19 protein-coding genes are annotated in these 25,268 nt (G+C 70.6%); 5 read left to right on the forward strand and 14 right to left on the reverse strand.

All coding sequences use genetic code 11. The features are described from left to right. The first annotated feature begins 8 nt into the window (after window positions 1-8). The gene (locus V3W47_RS03045) at window positions 9-1,355 is read left to right on the forward strand and encodes an alpha-glucosidase/alpha-galactosidase (protein ID WP_331823691.1); all 1,347 of its coding nucleotides are present in this window, start codon (window positions 9-11) and stop codon (window positions 1,353-1,355) included. 186 nt (window positions 1,356-1,541) lie between these two features. Continuing rightward, a complete protein-coding gene (locus tag V3W47_RS03050; RefSeq protein WP_331823692.1) occupies window positions 1,542-3,104 on the forward strand; it encodes a glycoside hydrolase family 36 protein in 1,563 nt (520 codons plus the stop codon). Between the two features lie 22 nt (window positions 3,105-3,126). On the opposite strand, the gene V3W47_RS03055 is transcribed toward V3W47_RS03050, so the two are convergent. The 9 genes from V3W47_RS03055 to V3W47_RS03095 all read right to left on the reverse strand — a co-directional run bounded on the left by V3W47_RS03055 (window position 3,127) and on the right by V3W47_RS03095 (window position 16,849). After that, window positions 3,127-3,975: a nucleotidyltransferase domain-containing protein gene (locus tag V3W47_RS03055; protein WP_331823693.1), complete on the reverse strand. Its 849-nt coding sequence runs from the start codon at window positions 3,973-3,975 to the stop codon at window positions 3,127-3,129. A gap of 59 nt (window positions 3,976-4,034) precedes the next feature. Continuing rightward, a complete protein-coding gene (locus V3W47_RS03060; RefSeq protein WP_331823694.1) occupies window positions 4,035-4,985 on the reverse strand; it encodes a tyrosine-type recombinase/integrase in 951 nt (316 codons plus the stop codon). A 177-nt stretch (window positions 4,986-5,162) separates the two neighbouring features. Further along, a complete protein-coding gene (locus tag V3W47_RS03065) occupies window positions 5,163-7,805 on the reverse strand; it encodes a glycoside hydrolase family 9 protein (RefSeq protein WP_331823695.1) in 2,643 nt (880 codons plus the stop codon). Window positions 7,806-8,198: 393 nt separating this feature from the next. Further along, window positions 8,199-9,350, reverse strand: coding sequence for a glycosyltransferase family 4 protein (locus V3W47_RS03070; protein ID WP_331823696.1), 1,152 nt, complete (start codon window positions 9,348-9,350; stop codon window positions 8,199-8,201). Then, complete coding sequence (locus tag V3W47_RS03075; protein ID WP_331823697.1) at window positions 9,331-11,052, reverse strand: glycosyltransferase; 1,722 nt, start codon at window positions 11,050-11,052, stop codon at window positions 9,331-9,333. The genes V3W47_RS03070 and V3W47_RS03075 overlap by 20 nt, the downstream gene beginning before the upstream one ends. Window positions 11,053-11,195: 143 nt before the next feature. After that, window positions 11,196-13,073, reverse strand: coding sequence for an asparagine synthase (glutamine-hydrolyzing) (gene asnB / locus V3W47_RS03080; protein ID WP_503623863.1), 1,878 nt, complete (start codon window positions 13,071-13,073; stop codon window positions 11,196-11,198). Between the two features lie 47 nt (window positions 13,074-13,120). Then, window positions 13,121-14,515, reverse strand: coding sequence for a sugar transferase (locus V3W47_RS03085; protein WP_331823699.1), 1,395 nt, complete (start codon window positions 14,513-14,515; stop codon window positions 13,121-13,123). Window positions 14,516-14,937: 422 nt separating this feature from the next. Then, complete coding sequence (locus V3W47_RS03090; RefSeq protein WP_331823700.1) at window positions 14,938-15,999, reverse strand: spore photoproduct lyase family protein; 1,062 nt, start codon at window positions 15,997-15,999, stop codon at window positions 14,938-14,940. A 61-nt stretch (window positions 16,000-16,060) separates the two neighbouring features. Next, window positions 16,061-16,849, reverse strand: a complete 789-nt coding sequence (locus V3W47_RS03095; RefSeq protein WP_331823701.1) for an aminoglycoside adenylyltransferase domain-containing protein — start codon at window positions 16,847-16,849, stop codon at window positions 16,061-16,063. A gap of 59 nt (window positions 16,850-16,908) precedes the next feature. On the opposite strand from V3W47_RS03095, the gene V3W47_RS03100 reads away from it, so the two are divergent. Together V3W47_RS03100 and V3W47_RS03105 are read left to right on the forward strand one after the other, a co-directional pair. Continuing rightward, window positions 16,909-18,114, forward strand: a complete 1,206-nt coding sequence (locus V3W47_RS03100) for an MFS transporter (RefSeq protein ID WP_331823702.1) — start codon at window positions 16,909-16,911, stop codon at window positions 18,112-18,114. A gap of 280 nt (window positions 18,115-18,394) precedes the next feature. Beyond that, the gene (locus V3W47_RS03105) at window positions 18,395-18,964 is read left to right on the forward strand and encodes a sugar O-acetyltransferase (protein WP_331823703.1); all 570 of its coding nucleotides are present in this window, start codon (window positions 18,395-18,397) and stop codon (window positions 18,962-18,964) included. Between the two features lie 63 nt (window positions 18,965-19,027). Here the strand turns inward: V3W47_RS03105 and V3W47_RS03110 are convergent, their stop codons facing one another. After that, window positions 19,028-20,542: an FGGY-family carbohydrate kinase gene (locus tag V3W47_RS03110; RefSeq protein ID WP_331823704.1), complete on the reverse strand. Its 1,515-nt coding sequence runs from the start codon at window positions 20,540-20,542 to the stop codon at window positions 19,028-19,030. Continuing rightward, a complete protein-coding gene (locus V3W47_RS03115) occupies window positions 20,532-21,617 on the reverse strand; it encodes an NAD(P)-dependent alcohol dehydrogenase (RefSeq protein WP_331823705.1) in 1,086 nt (361 codons plus the stop codon). Before V3W47_RS03115 ends, V3W47_RS03110 begins: the two co-directional genes overlap by 11 nt. A 60-nt stretch (window positions 21,618-21,677) precedes the next feature. On the opposite strand from V3W47_RS03115, the gene V3W47_RS03120 reads away from it, so the two are divergent. After that, window positions 21,678-22,010 carry a hypothetical protein gene (locus V3W47_RS03120; RefSeq protein WP_331823706.1) on the forward strand — a complete coding sequence of 111 codons (333 nt, stop codon included), beginning with the start codon at window positions 21,678-21,680 and terminating at the stop codon, window positions 22,008-22,010. A gap of 40 nt (window positions 22,011-22,050) precedes the next feature. Here V3W47_RS03120 and V3W47_RS03125 read toward each other — a convergent pair whose 3' ends face one another. The 3 genes from V3W47_RS03125 to V3W47_RS03135 are packed head-to-tail and all read right to left on the reverse strand — an operon-like array spanning window position 22,051 to window position 25,267. Then, a complete protein-coding gene (locus tag V3W47_RS03125; RefSeq protein WP_331823707.1) occupies window positions 22,051-22,821 on the reverse strand; it encodes an SDR family NAD(P)-dependent oxidoreductase in 771 nt (256 codons plus the stop codon). 57 nt (window positions 22,822-22,878) lie between these two features. Further along, window positions 22,879-24,402 carry a mannitol dehydrogenase family protein gene (locus V3W47_RS03130; protein WP_331823708.1) on the reverse strand — a complete coding sequence of 508 codons (1,524 nt, stop codon included), beginning with the start codon at window positions 24,400-24,402 and terminating at the stop codon, window positions 22,879-22,881. A gap of 13 nt (window positions 24,403-24,415) precedes the next feature. Beyond that, entirely contained in the window at window positions 24,416-25,267 is an 852-nt protein-coding gene (locus V3W47_RS03135; RefSeq protein ID WP_331823709.1) for a carbohydrate ABC transporter permease, read from the reverse strand. Window position 25,268 lies beyond the last annotated feature (1 nt).

Here is a 25,268-nt window from a genome sequence, read left to right on the forward strand (position 1 = left end):
GTCCCCCCATGACTCCACCCAGAATCGCCATGATCGGCGCGGGCAGCACCGTCTTCGCCAAGAATCTGCTCGGGGACATCCTGGGCTTTCCCGAACTCGCGGACGCCGACGTGCGTCTCTTCGACATCAATCAGGAACGGCTGGACGTGACCGAACAGGTCGCCGGGCGGGTGGCGCGGGCGGTCGGCGCGCGGCCCACCGTCACCGCCACGACGGACCGCGAGCGGGCGCTCGACGGCGCGGACTTCGTGATCAACATGATTCAGGTCGGCGGCTACAAGCCCGCCACCGTCACCGACTTCGAGGTGCCCAAGCGGTACGGCCTGCGGCAGACCATCGCGGACACGCTCGGCGTCGGCGGCATCATGCGGGCGCTGCGGACCGTGCCCGTGCTGCTCGACATGAGCCGGGACATGGAGCGGCTGTGCCCGGACACCCTGCACCTGAACTACGTCAACCCGATGGCGATGAACGTCTGGGGATTGGCGCGGCAGACGCCCATCAAGACGGTGGGCCTGTGCCACTCGGTCCAGCACACGGCGGGCGAGCTGGCGGACGACCTCGGCATCCCGGTGGGGGAGATCGACTACCTCTGCGCGGGGATCAACCATATGGCCTTTTACCTCAAGTTCGAGCACAGGGGCGTTGACCTCTATCCCCGGCTGATGGAGCTGGCCGAGTCGGGGCGGGTGCCCGCGTGGAACCGTGTTCGCTACGAGATGCTGCGTCGGCTGGGGTACTTCGTCACGGAATCGAGCGAGCACTTCTCGGAGTATGTGCCGTACTTCATCAAGCGGGGGCGGGAGGATTTGGTCGAGCGTTTTAACGTTCCACTCGACGAGTACCCCCGCCGCTGTGAGGCACAGATCGGCGGCTGGGAACAGTTGCGCGAGAAATTGCAGGACCCCGCCGCGCCGCTGGAGGTTCACCGTTCGGTGGAGTACGGCTCGCTGATCATTCACTCGATGGTGACGGGGCAGCCGCGCGTGGTGTACGGCAACGTGATGAACAGCCCGCAGGACGGCAGCGTGGGCAAGCTCATCGCCAACCTGCCCGACGAGTGCAGCGTGGAGGTGCCGTGCCTCGTGGACCGTCAGGGGGTGCAGCCCACCCGGATCGGGCGCATTCCGCCGCAACTCGCCGCGCTGATGCAGACCAACATCAATGTGCAGGCGTTGACGGTGGAGGCCCTCGTGACCGGCGACCGCGAGCACATCTACCACGCGGCGATGCTCGACCCGCACACCGCCGCCGAACTCGACCTCGACCAGATTTGGGCACTGGTGGACGACCTGCTCGCCGAGCACGGGGGCTGGGTGCCCGAGACCTTACGGACGCGGCAGGCGGCGGACTGAGGCGGAGGGCGGAAGACTTGAGGGGCACAGAACAGAAGAGGCTCCTCGGCCCGGTCCGACGCGGTTCCACTTTCCTTTCCCTCCACAACGACACTCCTCCCGCCGCCGCCTGGCTGACCGCTGAGGGCTGACGGCTGACCGCCCGCCCCTCACCACTTCCCCCGCCCCCACTCAGGAGTCCCACCCATGACCACCCCACCTACCTCCCACCGCTGGACCCTGCCCTTTCCTCCCGAATCCCTGCGCGTCCTGACGAGCGGCTACCAGTCGTGGAGCGAGGCCGAGGTGCGGCCCCTGACGGACACCCAGCCCCGCGCCCTGCTGGAGTGGATGCTCGATCAGGGGCAGGACCCCGCCTTTCCCCCCAGCGGCGAGGCGGGCGTGTGGCGCTCGCATACCTTGATCGCGCTCGTGCGCCCGGATGGCGGCGGCTGGGTGGGCTGCCTGCTGGACGCCACGCGGACCTTCGCCCAGTGGGAGGCGCGGGCGAACGGGGAGGCGGTGGAGCTGACCTGCACGCTGGAGGGGCCGGAGGTGGAGGTGGCCTTCGAGGAGACGGACGACGTGCTGGGGACGGTGGAGCGGCTGGCGGGCCGGCTCGGCGCGAACATGGGGGCCAGGTCCCCCGCGCCGCTGCGGGTGTGGTGCAGTTGGTACTCGTACTACCGGGGCGTCACGCTGGAGCACATGCTGGAAAACGCCCGGCTGGCGCGCGAACATGGCCTGCCCTTCGACGTGTTCCAGCTCGACGACGGCTTTCAGGCGGACCTCGGGGACTGGTTCGATGCGAGTGACGGGTTCGGGGGGCACGCGCGGGACCTTCCGGCGCGGCTCGGGGAACTGGGCTTCCGGGCGGGGCTGTGGCTCGCCCCGTTCCTGGTGGGGCCGCATTCCAGGCTCCGGCGCGACCATCCCGACTGGCTGCTGGGGGACGAGGACGGCTCACCGCTCCTCCTCGGGAACAACTGGGGCGGGCCGTACCACGCGCTCGACACGACGCACCCGGAGGCCCTGAGCTGGCTGCGCGACCTCGCGGCGACCTGCCGGGCGTGGGGGTACGACTACCTCAAGATCGACTTCCTGTACGCGGCGTCGCATCCGGGGCGGCGGCACGACCCCGGTGTGGGCCGCGCGGAGGCGTACCGCCGGGGCCTTCAGGCGTTGCGCGACGGCCTGGGGGAAGACGGCTTCCTGCTGGGGTGCGGGGCACCGCTGGCGACGAGCATCGGCCTCGTGGACGCGATGCGGACCGGGCCGGACGTGGCCCCGATCTGGGATGAGGAGGCGCGGCGGGTCTTCCTGGGGGACGGATCGGTGCCGAGTGCGCGCACCGCCCTGCACACGGCCCTCTCGCGCTGGTATCAGCACGCGTGGTACGGCCCCGACCCCGACGTGATGATCGCCCGGCGCGAGCGCAGCCTGCTGGGCGACCACGAGCGCGGCGCGCTGCTGGGCCTCCTCGACGTGATCGGCGGCGTGCGGGCGAGCAGCGACCCCATCGGGATGCTCGACGGGGCGGGGCTGGACCTGCTGCGGCGGTCGCTGGAGATCAGCACGCCCGACCGCCCGCTCACACTGACCGAGAGTCTGGGGGGGGCCGTCACCCACTTCACACGCGGGACCTTCAACCTGCTCGACCATCCCGCCGGGGGACTGGACCCCCACAGCTACAGCGCCGCGCCGGAGACGGGGGAGGAGTTGCCCTCGCAGCCCGTGTCGGTGGACCTGCGCGAGGGGGTGACGGGCTGAGCGGGAACGGATGAGCCGAGGGTCAATCCACGGAAGCGGGGCGAGCGTCGGCGGTGTGGGAAGCCGGAAGCTCGCCCCGCTCCCCCAGCAACCGGGCGAGGTTGTCCACGATGGCCTCGACCCCTTCCGGAACCTCGTGCAGGGTGACGGGGGTGAACGACAGCACCCGCTCGACCTGTCCCGTGCAATTGGCGGGCACGAGGGGCAGGCGGGCGGCGAGCGTGAGCAATCGCTTCTCGCCGGGATGCGTTTCGCGGTTCAGCGCAAAGAGGATGTCGAGATACGAGGCGAGGAACTCCGTCAGGCGGTGGTTGACGGAGACGAGATCGTTTCGCCTCACGGCCTGGGCGATCTGGTTGGGGTATGCGCCGTGCGCCCCACGCAGGGGGGGAAAGTTCAGGGCGATGATGGCCCGCGCCAGCTCGTCCGGGTAGGGCTGGTCGGCCCGCCGCCCCAGGTCCGCGAGCCAGCCCTCACGGTCGAACAGAACCCGGCAGGTGCGGAGGGTATGCCACAGGGTCGTCGTGTAGCCCATCCGGGCCTCGTGGCGCTCCAGTGAGGCGGTGAGGTGGGCACCAACGTCGGCGGTCCGCCAGAACATCACGTCGACGTGGAGGCCGCCCTCCCGCTCCAGCCACTCGTCCCCCGGTCCCCACCAGCGGTTGTCCACCTCGACCCGCTCACCCCGGCGCTCGGCAATCTCCCGGCGCGGCGGCACGGGCACTTCCCCCCGGCTGTAGACGTACAGGTCGATGTCCGAACCGGCGTCCTCGTTCCCAGCGGCGCGCGACCCGCCCAGCGCGACGGCGAGCACCTCCGGGAGCGCGGCATACTCGGCGGCGATGGCGGCGGCCCGTTCGTCGGGGGTCATGCGGCATGGTAGAGCAGCGGCCCGGCCCTCCCTGCTGACCGCTGAGAGCTGACGGCTCCTCAGAACTCCTCCACCTCCCCCGCCACGTCGTCCTCCGGCACCGCGACGTAGCGCCGGGTGGTGTCCACGCTGGCGTGGCCGAGGAACAGACCGACCCGCGTGAAGTCGCGCGTGGCCGCGTAGAGCCGGGTGCCGGAGTGCTTGCGGGCGGCGTGGAAGCCCCGCCACGCGTCCCCGTGCCCGGCGGCGCGGAAGGCCCGGCCCATGCGGTAGGTGGCCTGGGCGTAGGTCCAGTCGAACAGGGCACCGTCCGCGTTCACCGGCGGAAGGGGGGCGAGGGCCGCGCGCACCCGCCGCCCGAGCGGCACGGTCCGCCCCCTGCCCCCCTTGCCCCGGACCGTGACCCGCCCGCCGCGCAGGTCGGCCACCGTCACACCGAGCGCCTCGCCGACCCGCAGCCCGGCGTGGGCACACAGCAGCAGGAGGGCGGCGAGCCGGGGGTCGCAGTGGGCGAGGGCGGCGTCCACCTCGTGCCCGTAGGGGGGATTGCGGACGATACCGGGGGTCGGGTCGGGGGGAACGTGGGCGTTCTCGAAGGGCTGGGCGTCGGTGGCCCCGGCCCAGCGCAGCGCCCGGTACAGCGCCCGCGCCCCGGCGACGTACTGGGCGACGGTAGCGGCGGAGAGACGCCCGGCCCGGCCCCGGCCCAGCGAGGCGCGCGTTTGCAGATGCGCCACGTAGCGCCCACCGTCGCGCCGTCCGGGCCGCAGGAGCGAGACGCCGTTCTCGCGCGCCCAGGGCACGAAGTCGCGCACGGCCAGCGCGTAGGCATCCAGCGTCTTGCGGCTGGTCCGCGCGCCCTTGCGGCTGGCGGTCGTCATATAGGCGTGGAGGACGTGGGTCAAAGTCCCCGCGTCGTACAGGCTCGCCGCCTCCACCGCCCGCACCCGCAGCGCCTGATCGGTGAGGCCCGAGAGCGCGGGCGCGTCGTGGTGGGGCACAAGGGTCATGGGGAGACCTCCTGCGGGCAGGCTTCCGATGGGCGGGTCAGCATTCCGTCAGCGTAGGGAACATTGATGCCAAATTCAAACTAATCTGTCTTGGTGTGAATTAACCGCTCCCGCTCGCCTCATCCTCCGGCGGACGGCGGGGGATGAGCGGCCCGGACGCCCGCCGACGCCCCTCCGTCACCGTCCCGTCTGGTCGAGGAAGGTGGCGACCCAGGCGAGGGGAGCGTTCCAGTTGATGGCGACCTCGTTCATGGACGAGGTGCCGATGTCGTCGAGGTAGCAGGTTTGCGGCGCACAGCGGCCCCTCAGGAGCAGGGCGGTGGGGTCGGCGGGGTCGGAGTTCGGCCCACCCGACAGGGCACCCGGGGGCGGCGGGGGAAAGCTGCCGTCCAATTGCTGTGCCCAGAAGCGGTGGTGGGGGTTGGTGAGGGGCCGCTCGCCGTAGCCGGAGATGTAGGACTGGTCGAGGGGATTGCGCCCCAGCACGTAGTTCATGGCCTCCAGGGCGGCGTTGCGGTACCGCGTGTTCCGGGTGAAGTGGTGGGCGAGGCCGAGGACGAGCGCCCGGTTCATCAGGTTGCTGTTCGATCCCCAGGGGTACCGCCCTGAGCTGAAGGGCAAGGGATACCCGGTCTCGCCCACCTGGGCGGCGTATCTGTTCGCCGCCGTGACCACGCTGGTTCTTGCCCGCGCCACGTCGGTGGCAGGCAACCCATTCGGCACGAGGGCCAGGGTCACGGTGCCCGCCGCCGTCACCTCCCGCCAGGCGAGGTCCTCATCCGCGCCGCGCCTGGTCATGTTGCGGAACAGCGGGCTGGCCCTCAGCACCTGAAGGTAGCCCCTTTCCCCGGTGGTGGTGTACAACTCGGCGGCGGCCCAGTAGAACTCGTCGCGCAGGTCGGTGTCGTCGTACGCCCCACCTCCCTCGAAATTGTCGTAGGCGTAGACGTTCGGCACGCGAACGGCGGCGTTCCAGGCCCGGCGCGCCGACTGGAGGCAGCGGCGGGCGTAGGCACCGTCGATACGGGCGAAGACGCGGGCACACTGGGCAGCGCTGGCGGCGAGGTTGAGGGTCGCCGCCGTGGAGGGCGGGTACAGGAAGCGGGTCTGGCGATCCTGATCGGGTCGGCTCGGCAGGTCCGTCCACCGCACCCCGTGCAGTTTGTGGTGCGCCATCCCCGAGGCATTGGCCGGGGTAAGCCGCAGCCGGGAGAGGTTTCCGCTCTGATCGCCGACCGGCAGGGCGAGCCGCTGGCCGTCGGGGACCTGCATCTTCATGAGAAAGTCCATCTCCCAGCGCGCCTCGTCGAGCAGGTCGTTGCGCCCGTTGGCGTTCTCAGGGATACGCAGCCTGCCGTCGGGGAAGGTCTTGGTCCGCGCGGAACGGTCGGTCGTCTCGTACAGGTTCATCAGGGTCCAGGCCGAGAGGCCGCCGTTCACCACGTACTTGCCGTGGTCGCCCGCGTCGTACCAGCCGCCCACCACGTCGAGCGTGTACCCGCATCCCGGCCAGACGTTCCCCTGCCCGTCCCGGCCCGCGAAGCAGCCCACCTTCCGGTCCTCGCCGTTCGTCGGGGTACCCGCGTGCCCGGCGGGCCTGGCCCACTTGGCGTCCCCAACGTGCCTGGCCTCGATGGGAACGCCGCTGCGGTTGTGGTAGAAGTACGCCAGCGCGTCGTATTTCAGACGGGCGTACAGGTCCGCCGCGATGCGGAAGGGGTGGCTGGGCAGCCCGGCGACCTCCAGCACGTACCCGTCGCCGGGCCTGCGGAAGCCCGTGAAGTCGGCCCGGTGAACGAAGTCGCCGGACGCGGCGTCCGCCCCGAACACGCGGGTGAAACCCGAGGCGACGACCTTTCCCTCGGTGCCGCGCAGGACCCAGCCCAGGGGCACGGGCGAGTCGTGGGCGACCGCCGCCACCTTCGGGGCACCGGGCAGGTAGCCCACCTGGTTCACCCGCACGGTAGCGCGGTCGTCGGGCGGGGACGCGCCCGGTCCGGTCAAGGTCCGGCGCAGCGACAGCCCGCTCAGGCACACGCGGGTCGCCTTCTGCCCGCCCAGCTTGAACTGGAGCGACGCCGCCGGATCGCTGCCCCCGGTCTTCAGGAAGGTGAAGCTGTGGGTGCGGGGAACGGAACCGACGTTCGTGACCTGGCGGCTGAAGTGCGCCGGGTAGGGCGGGCGGGCACCCTGCACCATCACCGTCAAGGCGGTCGGTTCGGCGGCGCGGGCGGTGAACGAGAGGGTATACGTCCCGCCCCGCTCCAGCGGGAGGCCGGACTGGCCGAGCAGCACGTCCCACGGCTGCTCGCCGGGAGTGCCGATCTGCAAGCACGCCTGGTCGCCCGACGTGGTGAGGGCCGGGCCGCCGACCGTCCACCACGCGCTCGCCCCCTGACCGAAGCGGCTGTCCCGCAGCAACTCGGCGGCGGACGCCTCGGCGATGCTCACCGCCACCGTGGCGCGGCCCGACATGGCGTGACGCCCGCGCCGGTCGTGGGCCTGCGCCGTGTAGACGTGCTCCCCGGACAGCGCCGACGTGGCCGCGACCGTGAGCGTATAGGGAGCGGTGGTGTCCTCGCCGACCCACCGACCCCGGTCGTAGAACACGACCCGCGCGATCCCGCTCGCGTCCGTCGCCGTCGCGCTCAGGGTGAGGCTGCCGCGAGCGGTGACGCTCTTGGAACTCACCGCGAGGGTAATGGTCGGGGGCGTGACGTCTCCCCCGGCCCGCCGGGGACTGGCTCCCTGGGACGGTGGAGCGACGGCGACGAGCAGCCCGGCGAGACAGGCAAGGGGCCGCCGCAGACGCCTCAGCACGGCACCCCCTTCGGCGGGGCTGTGCGGCATAGAGGTCGGGGGACGGTTTCCCCTCCCCTTTCCCCATATGTAAGGCGATCCGGCCTCTCGGTTCTTTTCCTCTCGACGACAGACATACCAGCGAACTCCTTGTGGATGCGGAACATCATGAAATCGAACTGCTGCCAAGCGGTCTGGCAGCAGCTTCGCCGACGGGGAGGGCGGTGAGGTGGGAAGAGATCGTCGGCCCGCTTCTCTCTAGGGGAGCGGTGGATGAGCATGGTGAAGGCCCAACCGGGTCTCCCGGCCAGAGGTCAGGAAGACTCCTCCCCGGGAGTTGGCCCCGTGGCGGGAAGACGGCCTTCACCGGCAGCGTGGCGAAGCCCTTCCCCTACCGGGCGGAGCCAGGGACTCTCAGACAGCCTCCAGCGGCTCCAAGCCCCGGACGTGCGGCGCGAGTTCGCGGTACAGGGCGTCGAGCTGGTGCCAGGTATGCTCGATGTTGAACTCCTGGCGGGCATGCTCGTAGGCTGCGTCACCCAGGCGGCGACGCAACTCGCCGTCCGCGAGCAGGGGGGCGAGGGCGGCGGCGAGGGCGTCGTCGTCGCCGGGGGGCACCAGCAGGCCGCTCACGCCGTTCTCAATGAGGTCGGGAATGCCGCCCACATGTGTGCTCACGAGGGCGACCCCGCGCGCCATTCCCTCGATCAGGGCGAGGGGCTGTCCCTCGAAGTAGGAGGGCAGCACGAGGATGTCCGTCTCTTCTAGGAGCCGCGCGCTGCGCTCCGCGTCCACCCACCCGAGCAGTTCCACGCTGTCCGCCAGGCCGAGTTCGGCTACGAGGGCCTCCACGGCGGGCCGCAGCGGGCCGTCCCCCGCCAGCCGCAGCCGCGCGCCGGGCGGACGCTCCACCCTCGCCCAGGCGCGCAGCAGCCCGAGGGGATTTTTGCGCTCGACGAGGACTCCCAGAAACAGGACCTGGGGCGGGCGGTCCCGGCGGGGCGGTGCGGGCGTGAGGGCGATGCCGTTGCGGACGGCCAGGACCCGCGCGGTGGGCGCGATGGCCGTCACGTCGGCGGAGAGGTGGGGCGAGAGCGTCACCACCCGGTCGGCGCGGGCCAGGGTGGCGCGCACGAGGGGCCGCACCCCGGCGGGGCAGCGGCGGTAGAAATCCAGGAACTCCCCCGCGTGCAGGTGCAGCACCGTAGGGAGGCGAAAGATAAGGCTGGACAGCCACAGCAGCACCCCCTTACGGGCGAAGCTGCCGTAGGCCGACGAGTGGATATGGACCACCTGCGGGCGCGCGGTCAGGCACTGCCCGACGAACCGGGCCATGCCTGAGGCGAAAAGGCCGAGCCGCCGCCCCGCCGAGCCGTCGTCATGCGTGGCGATCCAGCCGACCCGCCAGCGGGTAAACAGCGGGGTGGCCCGCATCGCCACGACGTACCCGTACATTCCGCCACGGGCAGACGTACCGATCCACAACACCCGTGGACGGCTCACCCGCCCACCGCTCGCCGTCCGGTCTCCCCTGCGGCCACGCCTCTCACCAGGAATGCTGAACATGCGTTTCCTCCTTCTGTGGGCGGGGCCGCCCCGCCGCTTGGGCGAAAACGTCCCGAAACTGCGCGGTCATGCGGGCTGTGGAAAATACGGCCTCGGCGCGAGCACGTCCGGCGGTCCCGAGCCGCGCCCGCAGCGCGGGGGCCGCCGCGAGTTCGGACAGCCGGGCCGCAAAACCGAAAAGGTCGCCGTCGGGCACCAGGAAACCCGTCTCGCCCGGCACGACGATTTCGTTAGGGCCGTAGCGAATGTCCATCGCCACGACGGGAAGGCGGCAGGACATGGCCTCCACGAGGACGTTGGCAAAGCCCTCCGCCGTGGACGTGAGCAAAAAAGCGTCGTGGCGTGCCAGGAACCCATGAGGATCGGGGACGTACCCGACGAAGCGTACCGTGTCCTCCAGGCCGAGCGCGCGGGCGAGCGTCTCCAGGTGCCCGCGCTCGGGTCCCTCCCCCGCCACGTTCACCCGGAAGTCGGCTCCCGCCTGGCGCGCGAGGTGGACGCTGCGCAGCAGGCGGTCGAATCCCTTGCCGGGCACGAGGCGGCCCATCGCGGCGAACTGCGCGGGCGAAGACGCGGGGTGGACGGGCGGCAACGGCGGGAGGGTGGTGGCGTTATACACCACCCTCCCGCGCCCGGCCCGCGCCCCGCCGCGCACGAACTCGTCGCCTCGTGGTTCCGGCACCGGAACGCCCAACCAGTCTCGGCCCACCCGCAGCAGCCAGTCCACCCGTAACCCCGCTCGGGGTTCGAGTTGCACGCTCAGCCGCTCCTCCACGTCATGGGAAGGCGTCGGCGAGCCGTCCACGCCCCACAACCGACCGACCACCGCGACGGCCCGCGCCACCCGCGCCAGGTACGCTGGGTCAAAGGCGTCACCGCACTTCTCCCCCAGCAGGGCCGGGAGCAGCAACGCCTCGGTGGCGAACACGTGCGCCCCGAGGCCTCGCTCCCGGCAGACCCCACTCTCGAAAAATTGCAGGGTCGCCTCCCGCATCAGCTTGGCCTTGGCCTCCCGCCGCCACTCGGCGGACTCCGGAAAGACCGGCCAGGTCACGCTCGCCACGTACTGCCCAGCCAGCCCACCCAGCAGGTCACCGCTCCCCGGTGGACGCGCCCCGAACGCCTCCAGGCACACCTGATGACGGTAAACACTCGGCCACAGCAGGGACTCCGGCCCGAACCAATCCCCCCACTTGGGGTGGGGGCGCAGCAGCTCAAAACACCAGGCCCAGGACATCAAGCGCAGGCCCAGCTCGGCACCGCTCGACCAGTTCACGCCCCGCAGCGGCGGGTTGGCTCCTATCCAGTCGTGAATGCGCGCCGCCGCTCCCTCCGCGTAACGAGAGTCGCCCGTCAGGGCGTAGGCGAGGGCGAGCACGGTGGTGTGGTGGTGGCGGCTCTTTTCCCAAATCCCCCTCAGCTCCCCCATCCCGGCGGGTGCGCGGAAGTCCGGGGCGGGCGTGAGGCCCTCGCCCACGCGGTGCCCGGTCAGCTCGCAGCGATGCCAGTCAGTCAAACCGCCGAGCGTCGGGCCGGAGGGCGCGTCCGCGAAGGCAAAGAAGCGCCAGCACCCCTGCAAGACCTCCTCGGCCTCGGCGAGCAGGGCGGCGCGGGTCGGCTCCTCCACGGCGTGCGTGAGCCGCTCCGGGGTCAGGGGCAACCCGTAGAAGTGCGGTGAGCGTGGGCGCCGACGGTCAGGCAAGGGCGACTCCCCCTCCCCGACCCGCCGTCTCCGTCCACCCAGGTTTCTCCCGCCGCGCTCCCACCCGACCCACCACGTTCCCTCCTCCAGCCACCGTGCCCGCTCGTGCCCTCGCCCCCCGCATCGCCGCGCCCGCCCGGCCCTCACGCGGCCACCGCCTGCTCACGCACCGCCTGCAACCACAGCTCGAGGCACACGGCGGTCCAGGCGAGCTTGGCCCCCCCCGTCCGGGCGAGCGCCGCCGGGGTGAGCAGCGCCTCCAGCTCGCGTGCCGGGAGCCAGGCCCGCAGCCGCGCGCCGGGGGACAACAACAAGTCACGCGTCATGCCCCGCAGGCCGGGGTCGGAGGCCAGCCACTCCCCCAGCGGCAGGCGGAAGCCGTTCTTGGGGCGCTCCAGGACCGCTCGGGGCAGCGCATCGTCAAACGCCTGACGCAGCGCCCACTTGCCCCGCAGCCGCTGGACCTTGGCCGCGTCCGGCAGCGCCACCGCCCAAGGGGTGAGCGCGAGGTCGAGAAGCGGCAGCCGAACCTCGAGGGAGGCCTGCATGGCCGTGTAGTCGCCCCGGTGCAGCAGGTTGTTGGGCAGCCAGCCCTCTAGGTCGAGGACCTGCATTCGCTGGAGGTCCGTCCACTCCTCGGGGTAGGCGTCCAGACGGCCCTCCACCCAGTGCAGGGCGCGGCCAGGACGCGCCCCGGCCCGCACGAGCGCCCCCACAAGCGCGGGCGGCGCGTCGTCGTTGGCGAACCAGCGCATCCAACGCGTCGCCCGGTTCGGCTCGCTCAGGGCGTCGGCGGCGATGCCGAGCCGGCCCCGGCGGCCCAGCCAGCGGTGCAGGGGACGCAGGGCCGGTCCTAGCGACCCGGCCAGCCCGTCCACAGCGTACTTCGGGTACCCCCCGAAGGTCTCGTCTCCACCCTCCCCGGACAAAACCACTTGCACGTCCTGCGCCGCCCGCCGGGACAGCTTGAGCAGGGCGATATCGGCGGGTTCCGCGAACGGGCCGTCGAGCGACCCCGACAACCACGGCGCGAGCGCCACGAGGTCCGAGGCGGCGAGCATGACCGGGTGCAGCCGCATGCCCAGCTCCTCGGCCAATCGGCGCGCGGCGGGCAACTCGCTCGTCTCCGAGACAGCACCCTCGAAGCCCACAGCGTAGGCGTGCAGCTCTCCGCCATTCACCCCACCGCGCGAGGCGAGCACCTGGGCGAGGACGCCGGAGTTCAGACCACTACTCAGGAAACACCCCAACGGCCCGTCTCCTGGGGTGTGCCGCGCCACCGAATCGAGCACCCGCCCACGTACCTCCGCCGGGGTGACAGCGGTGCCCGCCCGGCGGTGGCGCTCGACCTCCTCGGCAACACTGCCGAAGCGCACGCGAATCACCGCGCTTGCCTGGGGGGCGACGACCAGCGCGACGCCCGGCTCCAGCCGCTTGACCCCCTCGTACAGGGTATTGGGGCCGAAGGGGTGGCGGGAGGTCAAGGTCTCCAGCACCGAAGTCAGGTCGGGGTCCACGCCCACGCCCGAGCAGGCGAGCAGGGCACCCACCTCCGAGGCAAAGAATACCGAGCCGTCGCGCCCACGCGCCCAGAAGAGGGGTTTCAAACCGAGCGGGTCGCGCGCGAGGACGGTGTTGCCGTCCCGGCGGTCGTGCAGGACGAGGGCGAACATCCCCCGCAGCCGCGCGAGGCCCGCCATTCCCCACGCCAGGTACGCCGCGAGGACGACCTCGGGGGCCGAGGGGGTGGCGAACGCGTGCCCGCGCCCCTCCAACTCCCGGCGCAGCTCCCGGTGGTTGTCGACCTCCCCGTCGAGGACGAGGGTGGCTAGGTCATGCACGTCGCTGATGGGCTGGGCACTGCCGGCGGAACCGCCGAGGTCCAGTCGCGTGTGACCCAGGTGGGCACCGCCTACAAGCACACTCGCCTGAGCGTCCGGCCCACGGTGCCGCAGAGCGTCCAGCCCCAGCACCTCGGTGGGCAGGGGTCGTCGGCGCACACTCCCGACAATGCCCCCCACTCAGCCCCCCTCCCCGGAAGGGGTTACTTGGAAGCGGAAGCGGGACATCAGTGCGCCCCCTTGCGCGCGAGGACCACCCGGACGGTCGCCCCGAGCAGCGTCAGGTCGAGCCAGGGACTCCAGCGCCGCACGTACTGGAGGTCCATCTGCACGCGCTCCTGAAAGCGGGTGCCGCTGCGGCCCGACACCTGCCACCAGCCGGTCATGCCGGGGCGGCAGCCCAGGATCACGTCGGCGTGAACGCCGATCTTGGGGCGCTCACGCGGCAGGTAGGGGCGCGGGCCGACGAGGCTCATCTCGCCGCGCAGCACGTTCAGGAGCTGGGGCAGCTCGTCGAGGCTGGTCTTGCGGAGCAGCGCCCCCACCCGCGTGACGCGCGGGTCGTTGGGAAGCTTGTGGTAGAGGTCGTAGTAATTCCGGGCCTCGTGGTCCTGCTCCAGCAGCTCAGCCAGGCGCTCCTCGGCGTTCTCGTGCATGGTGCGGAACTTCCAGCAGCGGAAGGAGCTGCCGCGCCAGCCCATGCGGTTGGCCCCGTACAGCACCGACCCGCGCGAGTCCACGGCCACGGCGAGCGCCACGAGCAGCAGCACCGGCAGGAGGACCGGGAGGAGCACGGCCACCACCAGCAGGTCGAAGGCCCGCTTCTGCCGCAGGTCGCCCGGTTCCAGGTGGCGGCGTCGCGCCTCCAGCACGCTGAAGTTGCCCAGGTGGTGCGACCCCGCCCAGCGGCTGTCGGAGGCAGGCTGGCTCACCATCACGAGGACCCGCCGAAACAGCGCCAGCGGCCCGTCGAGCAGCCGGTCGCGCACCGCGTAGGGAATGTTGGGCACCGCCAGAATGGCGACGTTCGCCTGCCCGTCCGCCACGGGGCGGTAGCCCAGGCTCCAGTCGTTGTGCAGCGTCTCCGTGACCTGAGCGGCGGCCTCACCGTGCCCAATGACGGCCACGTCGATCCCCCAGACGTTCGCCCGGCACAGCAACCGGGACGCCAGAAAGCGCCCGAGCAGCGCGGCGGGCACGCTCAGGCCCAGCCCCAGCCCCAGCAGCAGGGCCACCGCGCCCGGCCCCGCGTGTTCGGCGAGCGCCGCGCCCAGCAGCCCCGGAAAGGCGGCCAGCGCCGAGAACACCGTGCGCCGCAGCCGCTCGCTGGCGTCCAGCCCATAGCCGGGGTAACTCCGCATCAGGACGGCCACCGCCAGCCAGGTCGCCGTGAAGCCAAGCTGCCACGGCAGGGCGTCCACGTGCGTCACCGTGAGGTGGAAGACCACTCCCGAGGTCAGCCACACGGCGGCGGCCTCGGCACCAGCGAGCACCACGCCGTTCATCAGCGCCCGGCGGTCGAGGTCCCCGGTCGTGGGCACCCGCACCCGCACGTCGGGGGAGTCGCCGGGTGAGGGGGCGTCGGGCCGCAGGAATTCTTCTGTGATGACCGAATGCGTCACGGGCGTCTCTCCCTGGGGATGGGTGGGATGGTGGGACGGCGCCCCGCGAGCCTGGTGTATGCGCCTGTCCATGTCCTGCCCCGAAGGTAGGGGTTTTGCAGGATGATCAACGGACGCTCAGCGCGTGTTTCAGCGAGGTCCGCTCAGAAGACGGTGGGCGGCCCCGTGGTGTGCCCGCCTCCCCCCGAGGGGGAAGGGGCGACGCCATGTCGTCTCTCGTTCCTCCGAGAACGTCAGAGTGACCCTTCCCCATGCCCGAGCACAGGCCCGCCGCCTCCCCCCGAGCGCCCGGCGTGGATGACGGGTCGGGGAAGAGGAGCACTTCCGCCGTCCGGGCAGGACCCAAGCGTTTCTTGTCACCGTCTCTGACTGCAAGGAGGAGAAGGCGTCTGGTCCGGTGATTTTCCCCGCGCATCCGGCACTCAGAAGGCGTAGCGCACCCGACACTCCGGCAGTTCGCGCGCGAGCAGGTCGGTGAAGCGCCGCACCGCCTCGCCCTTGAGGCCCCGGCGGTAGCGCACGTTCTCCTCCCCGTTCTCGGAGCGTTTGACCTCCTGAAGGCCGGGTCGCCACAGCAGCCGCTCGGCCCTGGGATGCCAGCCCAGGTTGACCTCGTGCAGGGCGCGGTTGTGCGTCAGAAAGATGACCTCGGCGGCGAGCTGGCCGAGCGCGCGGGGCGAGAGCGTGTCCCGCACCTCGCGCAGCAGGGCCGTGTAGTCGGCGGTCCAGCCCTCGTACACGACGACGGGCGAGAAGTTGAGGTGAACCTCGTACCCCGCCTCCACGAAGTCGTTCACGGCGGCGATGCGCTCGCGCATGGGAGAGGTCCGCACGTCGAGCACGCGCGCCGTGGCGGCGGGCATCAGCGAGAAGCGCACGCGCGTCTTGCCCTGTGGGTCGTAGGTCAGCAGGTCGCGGTTGACGTACTTCGTGGCGAAGGAGGCCTTCGCGTTCGGCAACTCGCGGTAGAGCGCCACGAGGTCGCGCACGTTGTCCGAGAGCAGCGCGTCCACGCTCAGGTCGCTGTTCTCGCCCACGTCGTAGACCCAGAGGCGGGGGTCCACCTGATTGGGGTCGGGCTTGGGGCCGAGGCGCTCGGCGTGCCGCCGCAGGGCGCTCAGCGTCTCCTCGATGTTCACGAAGGTCGTGATGGGGTTGGCGAAGCCCTTGCGCCGGGGCACGTAGCAGTACGCGCAGGCGAGCGCGCACCCGTTGGCGAGGCCGGGGGCGATCCAGTCGGCGCTGCGGCCATTGGCGCGGGTCGTGAAGGTCTTGCGGACACCCAGCACGAGGACCTGCCGCTTGAGCCGCACCCAGTCGCGCACGAGGCCCGCGTTGCCGTGCAGGCCGGGGATGTTCCAGTGGGAGGGAACCTCTATGCGCTCGGCCCCCGGAAAGCGCGCGAGGATGTCACGGCCCCGCGCGTACTCGGGCACCCGTGGTTCGAGGTAGATGCGGCGGATGTCGAGGAGCCGGGCGTCCATAGGAGCAGGAGAGCATGGTCGGGAGGGTGCCGCCGTCCCGAATCGCCCAAAGCGGCGGAAGTCAGGGATGACGGACTGCCTCTTCCCCCTCTGCTGCCGCCCACCGCACGAACCGCATGATCTCCGGCAGGGTCGCCGGGCCGGGCGTGTCGTCCCGCCGCCACTCCCGCGACCGCCCCGCCAGTTCACGCCACGGCTCGGGAAGGCTGCCCAGCGCCCAGGCGACCGCGCGGGGTTTGCTCGGTAACTCGCCCGTGTGCAGGGTGAACAGCGCGCGGCACATCGTCTCCACCGCGAAGGCCTGATAGCTGCGGCGCAGGAGCCACGCGGGTTCATCGGGCTGGGAGGTCCACGAGCGCAATTCCTCGCGCACGCCGCCTTTCAGGTCCTCCGCCGAGATGGGCGCGATCAGTGATTTCGGGTCCGGGCCAAGCAGGGTCACGCCGCGCTCCCGGACGATCCAGCGTTCGAGGACCCAGTTCCCGCCGTGGTCGCCCCACCCGAAGGCCCAGTCCGGCCCCACCGTCGGATGACGCCGCTCGTGGGGGCCGAAGTAGCGCAGGGCGGCGCGGTTGATGTAGGAACCTTCCAGATGGTGCGCGTAGCGGCCCGGCAGGGCGGCGAGCCGGTCGTGAAGCCTGGCGAGGGCGGCGAACTGCGCCTCCGATACCGGGCGCACGGTGACGGCCAGATAGTCCACGTCGCTCGTCTCCGGGTCGAAATCGCCCAGCGCGAGGGAGCCGCGCAGGTAGACGCCGAGGAGATCGCCACCGAGGGCGGCCCGGACACCGGGGAGCAGGGCGTCCAGCATCGCGCGGATTTCTGGGGTGAGGGCGTGTTCGGCAGGCATGACGGGGCCACCGTCAGCGTAGCCCGCTCAGCCTCGGCGTGCGGTCCTAGAGTGAGGCGGTGACCTTCCGGGCCTCCCTTTCCGCCCTCACCGGCAGCCTGCCGCGCCCCTTCTGGGTGATGTGGTGGGGCACCCTCATCAACCGGCTGTGCGGCTTCGTGGTGCCCTTCCTGACGCTGTTCCTGACTGCCCAGCGTGACCTGACACCCATGCAGGCGACGCTGGCGGTGAATGCACTGGGCCTCGGCGGCTTCTTCGCGCAGCTCGGCGGCGGGGTGCTGGCGGACCGATTGGGGCGGCGGCGGGTGATGCTTCTCGCGCTGACGCTCAGCCCGCCCTTCCTGCTGGGGCTGGGGTTCGCACCGAGTCTGCCGCTCATCCTGAACTGCGCCTTCGTCTTCGCCCTGATCGGCGAGATGTACCGCCCCGCCGCGAACGCCGCCGTCGCCGACCTCGTGCCGCCCGAGGAGCGTACCCGCGCCTACGGGCTGATGTACTGGGCGGTCAACCTCGGCTTCGCCTTCGCCCCCATCCTGGCGGGGGCCATCGCCGCGCGTTCGTACCCGCTGCTGTTCGTGGTGGACGCGGCAACGCTGCTGGTGTACGCCGGGTTCATCGCCCTCGGCGTGCCGGAGACGAGGCCGCAGGTGACGGCGGGAACGGGAAGGGCGGGTGCCGTCGCCGTCCTGCGCCGTGAACCGCTGCTCTTCGCGTTCGCGGCGCTGACGCTCCTCTTCGCCGTCGTGATGGGGCAGGGGTACGTGACCCTGCCGCTCGCCATGCGCGCCGACGGGCTGGACGAGCGGACCTACGGCGGGGTCATTGCGCTCAACGGCCTCCTGATCGTGGCGGTCGGGCTGTTCTCGGCGCGGCTGCTGGGGCGCTTCCCGGCGGCGGGCGTCCTGAGCGCGGCCCTGCTCCTCACGGGGGTGGGCTTCGGAATGAACGCGCTGGCCGACACTGCGCCCCTCTACGCGCTCGCCGTCCTCGTCTGGACGCTGGGGGAGGTCGCGCAGGCCGCCGTGGCACCCGGTGTCGTCGCTGCGCTCGCGCCCGCCCACCTGCGCGGCACTTACGCCGGGGTGCTGGGGGCGACATGGGGCCTGAGCGGACTTCTCGCCCCCCTCCTTGGCGGCTGGGCGCTGGGTCAGGTGGGCGACGGGTTGTGGTGGGGCTGCCTGGGTGTGGGATCAGTCGGTGCCCTCGGCTTCCTCCTCCTGGCAAAACCACTGGAACGCCGCTTGGGGAAAGGGGAGCAGATTTAAAGTCCCCCGCATGTCATCAATAAGCGCCACCTTTACCCGACCTTGAGCCGGTTTGACCTCTCCCCCGCTCGCGGCGCAGGCTGAGGCACCAGAGTCCGAGGCCGCCGTCAGATGTGGCCCACGCACGGGACTCAGCCGCCGGAGAGCCGGGCACCGGGCGGTCACTGGACGGGCAGGGGTCATGCGGACCGGGTAGACGCGGCCCCTGCCCCCCGCATGAGGGCAAGCGGTCAGCCGTCAGCTTTCAGCGGTCAGCATTATTCACGCCGGGAGGGTTTCCTTGTCCATACCAACGGAGAAGAGTCAGAGGGAGAAGATGCTGGCGGGTGAGCTGTACCTCGCCAGCGACCCAGAGCTGTATGGGGAGCATCTGCGGGCGCAACAGCTCCTCGCCGAGTTCAACGCCACCGGGGCGGACGAGGACGGGAGGCGGCGCGACCTCCTCACAAGATTGTTGGGCCATTTGGGAGAGGGAGCGGTCATCAAACCCAGCCTGCGCTGCGACTACGGCTCCAACATCTTCGTCGGGGACCGGACGTTCATCAACTATGACGCCCTGATGCTCGACTGCAACCGCATCGAGATCGGCTCGGACGTGCAGTTCGCGCCGGGGGTCCATATCTACACGGCGACGCACCCGCTGGACGCGGCGACGCGGATTTCGGGGCTGGAATACGCCCTGCCCGTGACCATCGGCGACGGCGTGTGGCTTGGGGGCCGGGCCATCATCTGTCCGGGCGTCACAATTGGCGAAAATACGGTCGTGGGTGCGGGCAGCGTCGTCACGCGCAGCCTGCCCGCCGGGGTCCTCGCGGTAGGGAATCCCTGCCGGGTGATTCGGGAGCTTTAGGGCGGGGGGAGTCGCCAGTCGCCGGCTTCCAGTCGCCAGAGGCTCCGACCTCTCCCCGGTCGTTCAGCCGTCGCCCAGCGCGTGAACCGTCGTTCGAGTCTGCGTGTACAGGTCGCGGTACAGCCCATACAGGCGGTCGTACTCGGCCTTGAGGGCCGGATTGGGCCGCACGGGTTGGGCGGGGCGGACCCAGCGGGAGAGGTCTTCCCGGCGCAGGACGCCCGCCGCCAGCCCGGCGAGGAAGGCGTCACCGTAGCTTGCGCCCACCGTGACCTCGGGGAGTTCCTGCGTCTCGCCGCCGATGTCGCTGACGATCTGAAGCCACGTCCGGCCCTTCGCGCCGCCGCCGACCGCCACGACGCGCCGCACGTCCGCGCCGAGGTCCCGGAACGCCCCGATGTTGTGGCGGATGCCGAAGCCGACGCCCTCCAGCACGGCCCGGAAGAGGTGCGCGCGGGTGTGCGTGAGGGTCAGGCCCGCCACGACGCCGCGCGCCCGTGGGTCGTTGATGGGCGTGCGCTCGCCGGAGAAGTAGGGCAGCATGAGGAGGCCGTCCGCGCCGGGTGGGAGGGCCGCCGCCGCCGCGAAGAGGGCGTCGTAGGCCGCGCCCGTGTCGGGCTGCTCGCGGGCGAACTCGTCGGCGAACCAGCGGGTGAGGCTGCCCGTGGTGCTCATCCCCGCCGCGAGGTTGTGCTGTCCGGCGAAGGCACCGCCCACCGTCCACACGCGCGGGTCGGGCGTCGGCGCGTCCTGCACGAGAATGAAGAAGGTGGTCGAGCCGTACATCACCATCAGGTCGCCGGGCTGGACGGCACCGACGCTCACGGCCTCGCTGAGAGCGTCCACCGTTCCCACGGCAACGGGGGTGCCTTCGCGCAGGCCAGTCAGGACGGCGGCCTCGGCGGTGACGTGCCCGGCCAGCTCGTCGCTCCAGGCGAGATCGGGGAGCACGTCCAGCCCCCTGTCGCCCAGCACGGGCGCGGCGAACTCCTCCGTCCAGGTGCGCGTTCGTGGGTCGTACAGCGGCATGGAGTGGGCCGCCGTGTGGTGGTCCATGACGTGCCGACCCGTCAGGCGAAAGGTGAGGTAGCTGCTCGCGGTCGTCAGCGTGTGCGCCCTCGCCCACACCTCCGGCTCCTGTTCCCGCAGCCAGCGAATCTTGGGGCCGATGGCTTGACTCGTGAGGGCCATGCCGCTGTGGGCGAAGATGGCGTCCTCCCCGATCTCTGCGTTCAGCGCGTCAATTTGAGCCTGTGCCCGCGTGTCCACCCCGTACAGGATGCCGGGGCGCAGTGGCCTCCCCTCCCCGTCCAGCGGCAGCAGCGTGGGGCCGATGGCGCTCAGGGCGACACCCGCCACGTCCGCTCCGGTGTACGGCCCACTCAGCAACTCGCGGAGGATGGCAAGAACGTCCGCCCACCACACCGTCTCCGCATCCTGTTCGACGTGACCGGGGGTGGGAAGGCTGATGCCGTGCGGGACGACGTGCTGGCGCAGGATTTCTCCGGCCTGCGTCACAAGGACGCCCTTGCTGGAGTACGTCCCCACGTCTATTCCAATCAGCAACTCACCCGACATCGATCATGACCTTCATGCTCGTGCGTTTCTCGCGGTCGGCGAACTCGAAGGCTTCCGGCGTCCGCTCGAAGGGGTAGCGGTGCGTCACGAGCGCGTCGAGGTCCACCGCCCCGCTCGCCACGAGGGCGATGGCCGCCGGGTAGCAGTTCGCGTAGCGGAACACTCCCCGGAGGCTGACCTCACGGCTCGCCGCCGAAACGATGTCGAGGCTCACCTCTGGGTCGGGCGGCAGGCCCACGAGGACGGTCGTTCCACCGGGCCGGGGCGCGGCGAGGCTCAGGCGGGTGGTCGGGAGGCTCCCCGCCGTCTCGAACGCCACATCCACCCCGGCGTGAGATTCGGGCAGGTCGCTCCGGGTGATCTCCCTGATGCGCTGAATGGGGTCCTCGTGCCGCGCGTTGATCGTGTGCGTGGCCCCCACCTTCCGGGCGAGGTCGAGCCGGAAGTCCTCCAGATCGACGGCGATAAGGGTCGTGGCTCCGGCGGCTTTGGCGGCTTGAAGCGTCGTGCAGCCGATGGGTCCGGCCCCGAACACGGCCACGCTCTGCCCCGGCTGCACATTGCCCTTGCGCGCCGCCCACACGCCGACCGCGAGCGGCTCAATGAGCGCCCCCGCGTCGTCGCTGAGGCTGTCCGGCAGCGGGAAGGCGAAGTCGTCGGGCCAGATGACGTGTTCGGCGAGCGAACCGTGGACGGGCGGCGTCGCCATGAAGGTCATCTCCGGGCAGAGGTTGTACTCGCCGCGCTTGCAGTAGGCGCAGCGGCGGCAGGGGTAGCCGGGTTCCAGCGCCACCCGGTCGCCGACGCGAACACGGGTCACGCCCTCGCCCACCGCCTCCACCACGCCCATGACCTCGTGGCCGAGGACGAGGGGGGCTTCCACCACGAATTGACCGATCTTGCCGTGGGTGTAGTAGTGCACGTCGCTGCCACATACGCCGACGCGCCGCACCCGCACGCGGACCTCACGCGGGCCGGGCGCTGCCACCTCGCGCGTCTCCCAGCGCAGGTCACGAACGCCGTGCAGGACGCTGGTTCGGGAGGAGCGGGGTAAGGAGGTATCAGAGGTAGGCACGTTCGCTCCTTCTCAAGAGATATCTTCGGAAATTGAGATGATTCTTCGTATGCTGGCTCCATGCAGGAGGCGAAGACAGCCATTTTCTTCATCGAGTTTGAGGCTCGACACGTGGTTGGACGTGTTGAAATTCGAGGGGTACCGGACGGCGACGCTTCCTTCCTACGTATGGATGGGTTCGTCTGTACGCCGAACGGGTGGATGCTTACCGTCCGAAAGGGCCTGAAAAAGCGTTGGGAGGACCGTGTTGCCAGCGCTCTCATCGGAGAACTGTGGGGGCAGGTCAATTTCTACGGCATCACTTGTTGGCGGGCGGGAAACGACGAGGCTTATCAAGCCGCTGAACCTGACCTGAGGAGTCAAATGCGGCATATAGGTCATGAAAGTTGGTAGTGCAAACTCTATGCTAATGGCTCACAGGCTTCGTCCCCCCTCACCACACCGTGTACCCGCCGTCCACCACCAGCGTATGCCCGGTGACGAAACTCGCGGCGTCGCTGGCGAGGTACAGCACAGCGGGGGCAATCTCGCTCGGCTCGGCGAGGCGGCCCATCGGCGTTTCCTTGAGCCAGGTGTCGCGCCACTCGGGTGTTTCCAGGCCGCGCTTGGTGAGCGGCGTGGCCGTGTAGCCGGGGGCGACGGCGTTCACGCGCACGCCCCGCCCCGCCCACTCGCCCGCGAGGGACCGGGTGAGGTGGATGACGGCGGCCTTGCTGGCGTTGTACGCCGCCTGTGGCTGCGGATGGTTGGAGATCAGGCCGCTCATGCTCGCGGTGGAGACGATGGACCCCCGCCCGCGCGCGAGCATGTTTCGCCCGAACTCCCGGCAGCACCAGAACACGCCGTCCACGTTGACACTCATCACGGCCCGCCAGTCGTCGTCGGGGGTGTCCTCGGCGGGCGTGTTGCGGACAATTCCTGCGTTGTTCACGAGGATGTCCACGTCGGTCAACCGGGCGGCGAGGGCGCGCACGGCCCCCACGTCGGTCACATTGAGCGTCTCGAAGGCACCGCCGAGGTCGCGGGCCGCCTCCTCGCCCGTCTCGGGGTTCATGTCCGCGATGGTGACGCGCGCCCCGGCCCCGGCGAGGCCCCGCGCAATTTCCAGGCCGATGCCCTGCGCGCCCCCCGTGACGAGCGCGTGCCGCCCGCCCAGGCGGAAGAGGTCGAGGATGGTGGAGGTCGAGGGGGTGAGGGTGGTCATGGGGCCTCCGGGGGAAGGGATGAGGGATGAGCAATGAGGGATGAGGGTGGGGCGCACTCACTCCGAACGTGCGACGACGCCGACCTCGACGGGTTGTCCGTTGACCGTCTGGAGTGCAACCAGCGGCCCCTGGCGGCGCAACAGGTCGCGCGCCCCCAGGTACGCCGAGCGGAAGCGGGCGTTCTGCCCCAGGTCGCCGAAGACCTCGTGGAGGTCGAGAAATGCTCCAGGTCGCCCCGCCTCACGCGCCACGGCGTCGGTCAACTGTTCGGCGCGGGGGTCCACCAACGCCGGGAGGTGGTTCCCAGATGTGGGTCCCTCCTGTGCGGCGGCGATGTACAAGCTCCAGGCCGCCACCACGAGGGCCGAGCGCGAGACCTCGCCGCCCGTCGCCAATTGCTCGCGGACCACCGGCAGCAGGAACTTGGGGATGCGCTCCGACCCCTCCGCGACGAGGCGGGCGAGCGTGTCCTGAATCGCCGTGCTGGCGAAGCGGGCAATGAGGTCGTGCCGGTAGGCCGCAAGGTCGATGCCCGGCACCGGGCGCAGGGTGGGCGTGGCCTCCGCCTCCATGTAGCCGAGCAGGAAGTCCACGAACAGGGAGTCGCGGCAGACCTCGTGCGCGTAGGTGTAGCCCGCCAGCAAGCCCAGGTGACTCATCGCCTGGTGCGAGGCGTTCAGCAGCCGCAGCTTCATCAGCTCGTAGGGTTCCACGTCGGTCACGACCTGCACGCCGACCGTCTCCAGCGGGGGCCGCCCCAGCGTGAAGTGGTCCTCCAGCACCCACTGGGTGAACGACTCGGCCACCACGGGCCAGGCGTCCTCGATGCCGTACTCGCCCTGCACCTCCCGACGGGTCTGGTCGGTGGTCACGGGGGTGATGCGGTCCACCATCGAGTTGGGAAAGGCGACGTGCCGCGCGACCCACTCGCCGAGGTCGGGGTCCTTGAGCCGGGCGAAGGCGGTGAAGGCCCGTCCCGCCACATGACCGTTCCCCTGCATGTTGTCGCAGGACATGACCGTGAAGGGGGCGAGGCCCCGCTCCCGGCGGCGGCGCAGTCCCTCGGTCACGAGGCCGAACACCGTTTTCGGCACCACACCCGGTGTCAGGTCGTGCTGGAAATCGGGGCCGGAGGGGTCGAATTCGCCCGTCGCATTATTGATGCCGTAGCCGCCCTCGGTGATGGTGAGGGAGACGATGCGCGTGGCGGGGTCGGCCAGCTTCTCCAGCACCGCCTCCGGGTCGTCGGGGGCGAAGAGGAATTCACGGATCGCGCCGATGACGCGGGCCTCCGACGCTCCATCCGGCGAGCGGGTGACGAGGGTGTAGAGGTGGTCCTGTGCCTGAAACACGCCCTGCATCCGGGCATCGCCGGGCAGCACGCCCACACCGCAGATGGCCCAGTCGTCGTGTCCGCTCAGGTTGAGCAGGCGGTCGAGGTACATCGCCTCGTGCGAGCGGTGGAAGGCCCCGACGCCGAAGTGAACGATGCCGGAGGTGAGCGTCCGGGGGTCGTAGTGGGGAACGGCGACGCCCGGACCCAGGGAGGCGAGGCTGGCGCGGTTGAGCTTGACCGTCATGGGAGACCCACCCCTACTTCACGGCCCCGAAGCTCAGCCCGCGCACGAGCTGACGCTGGGCGATCCAGCCGAAGATCAGCACCGGCAGCACGACCAGGGTGGCGGCGGCGCTGAGCTGCGCCCAGAACAGGCCCTGGCTCGTCTTGAACTCCCCGATGTACACGCTCAGGGGCGCGGCATCCGCCGAGGTGAGGTTCAGCGCGAAGAAGACCTCGTTCCACGCGAAGATCAGGCACAGCAGCGCGGTCGCGGAGATGCCCGGCATGGAGAGCGGCAGCGCGATCCCGAAGAACTCCTGCGACACCGAGGCCCCGTCCACCTTCGCGGCCTCGTAGATGGCGTAGGGAATCTCGGTCATGTACGAGTGCATCATCCACACGACGAGGGGCAGGTTCATCGTCGTGTACATCAGGATCAGGCCGGGCAGGGTGTCCAGCAGTTGCAGGTTGCGGAACAGGAGGAAGAGGGGCACGATCACGCCCACGGCGGGCATGAACTTCGTGGAGAGCATCCAGCTCAGGACGCCCTGCGCGCGGCGGGTGGGATACACGGCGAGCGCGAAGGCGGCGGGCAGGCCCAGGACGAAGGCGATCACGGTCGAGCCGATGGCGGCGATCAGCGAGTTCGAGAGGGCGGGCAGATAGCTCGGCAGCGCCCGCTGGAAGTTGTCCCAGATGGGCGTGAAGAAGAACACGGGCGGCGTGGCAAACGCCTGCGCCTCCGTCTTGAAGGCGGCCAGGATCATCCACGCGAGCGGAAACAGGAAGGCCAGCGTGATCAGGTACGTGACGGCGGTGAGCAGGAGGTTGCGAACCCGGTGGCGGTCGGCGCTCGTGCGGTTGCTGGGTGCGGGTGCGGTCGTCATG

Source organism: Deinococcus sp. YIM 134068, from assembly GCF_036543075.1.
GTDB classification, from domain to species: Bacteria; Deinococcota; Deinococci; order Deinococcales; family Deinococcaceae; genus Deinococcus; species Deinococcus lichenicola.

Excerpts from the sequence above, each read along its gene's own strand:
- V3W47_RS03045 (WP_331823691.1), top strand. The coding sequence starts at position 9 with ATGACTCCACCCAGAATCGCCATGATCGGCGCGGGCAGCACCGTCTTC.
- V3W47_RS03050 (WP_331823692.1), top strand. The coding sequence starts at position 1,542 with ATGACCACCCCACCTACCTCCCACCGCTGGACCCTGCCCTTTCCTCCC.
- V3W47_RS03055 (WP_331823693.1), bottom strand. The coding sequence starts at position 3,975 with ATGACCCCCGACGAACGGGCCGCCGCCATCGCCGCCGAGTATGCCGCG.
- V3W47_RS03060 (WP_331823694.1), bottom strand. The coding sequence starts at position 4,985 with ATGACCCTTGTGCCCCACCACGACGCGCCCGCGCTCTCGGGCCTCACC.
- V3W47_RS03070 (WP_331823696.1), bottom strand. The coding sequence starts at position 9,350 with ATGTTCAGCATTCCTGGTGAGAGGCGTGGCCGCAGGGGAGACCGGACG.
- V3W47_RS03090 (WP_331823700.1), bottom strand. The coding sequence starts at position 15,999 with ATGGACGCCCGGCTCCTCGACATCCGCCGCATCTACCTCGAACCACGG.
- V3W47_RS03095 (WP_331823701.1), bottom strand. The coding sequence starts at position 16,849 with ATGCCTGCCGAACACGCCCTCACCCCAGAAATCCGCGCGATGCTGGAC.
- V3W47_RS03110 (WP_331823704.1), bottom strand. The coding sequence starts at position 20,542 with ATGTCGGGTGAGTTGCTGATTGGAATAGACGTGGGGACGTACTCCAGC.
- V3W47_RS03120 (WP_331823706.1), top strand. The coding sequence starts at position 21,678 with ATGCAGGAGGCGAAGACAGCCATTTTCTTCATCGAGTTTGAGGCTCGA.
- V3W47_RS03125 (WP_331823707.1), bottom strand. The coding sequence starts at position 22,821 with ATGACCACCCTCACCCCCTCGACCTCCACCATCCTCGACCTCTTCCGC.
- V3W47_RS03130 (WP_331823708.1), bottom strand. The coding sequence starts at position 24,402 with ATGACGGTCAAGCTCAACCGCGCCAGCCTCGCCTCCCTGGGTCCGGGC.
- V3W47_RS03135 (WP_331823709.1), bottom strand. The coding sequence starts at position 25,267 with ATGACGACCGCACCCGCACCCAGCAACCGCACGAGCGCCGACCGCCAC.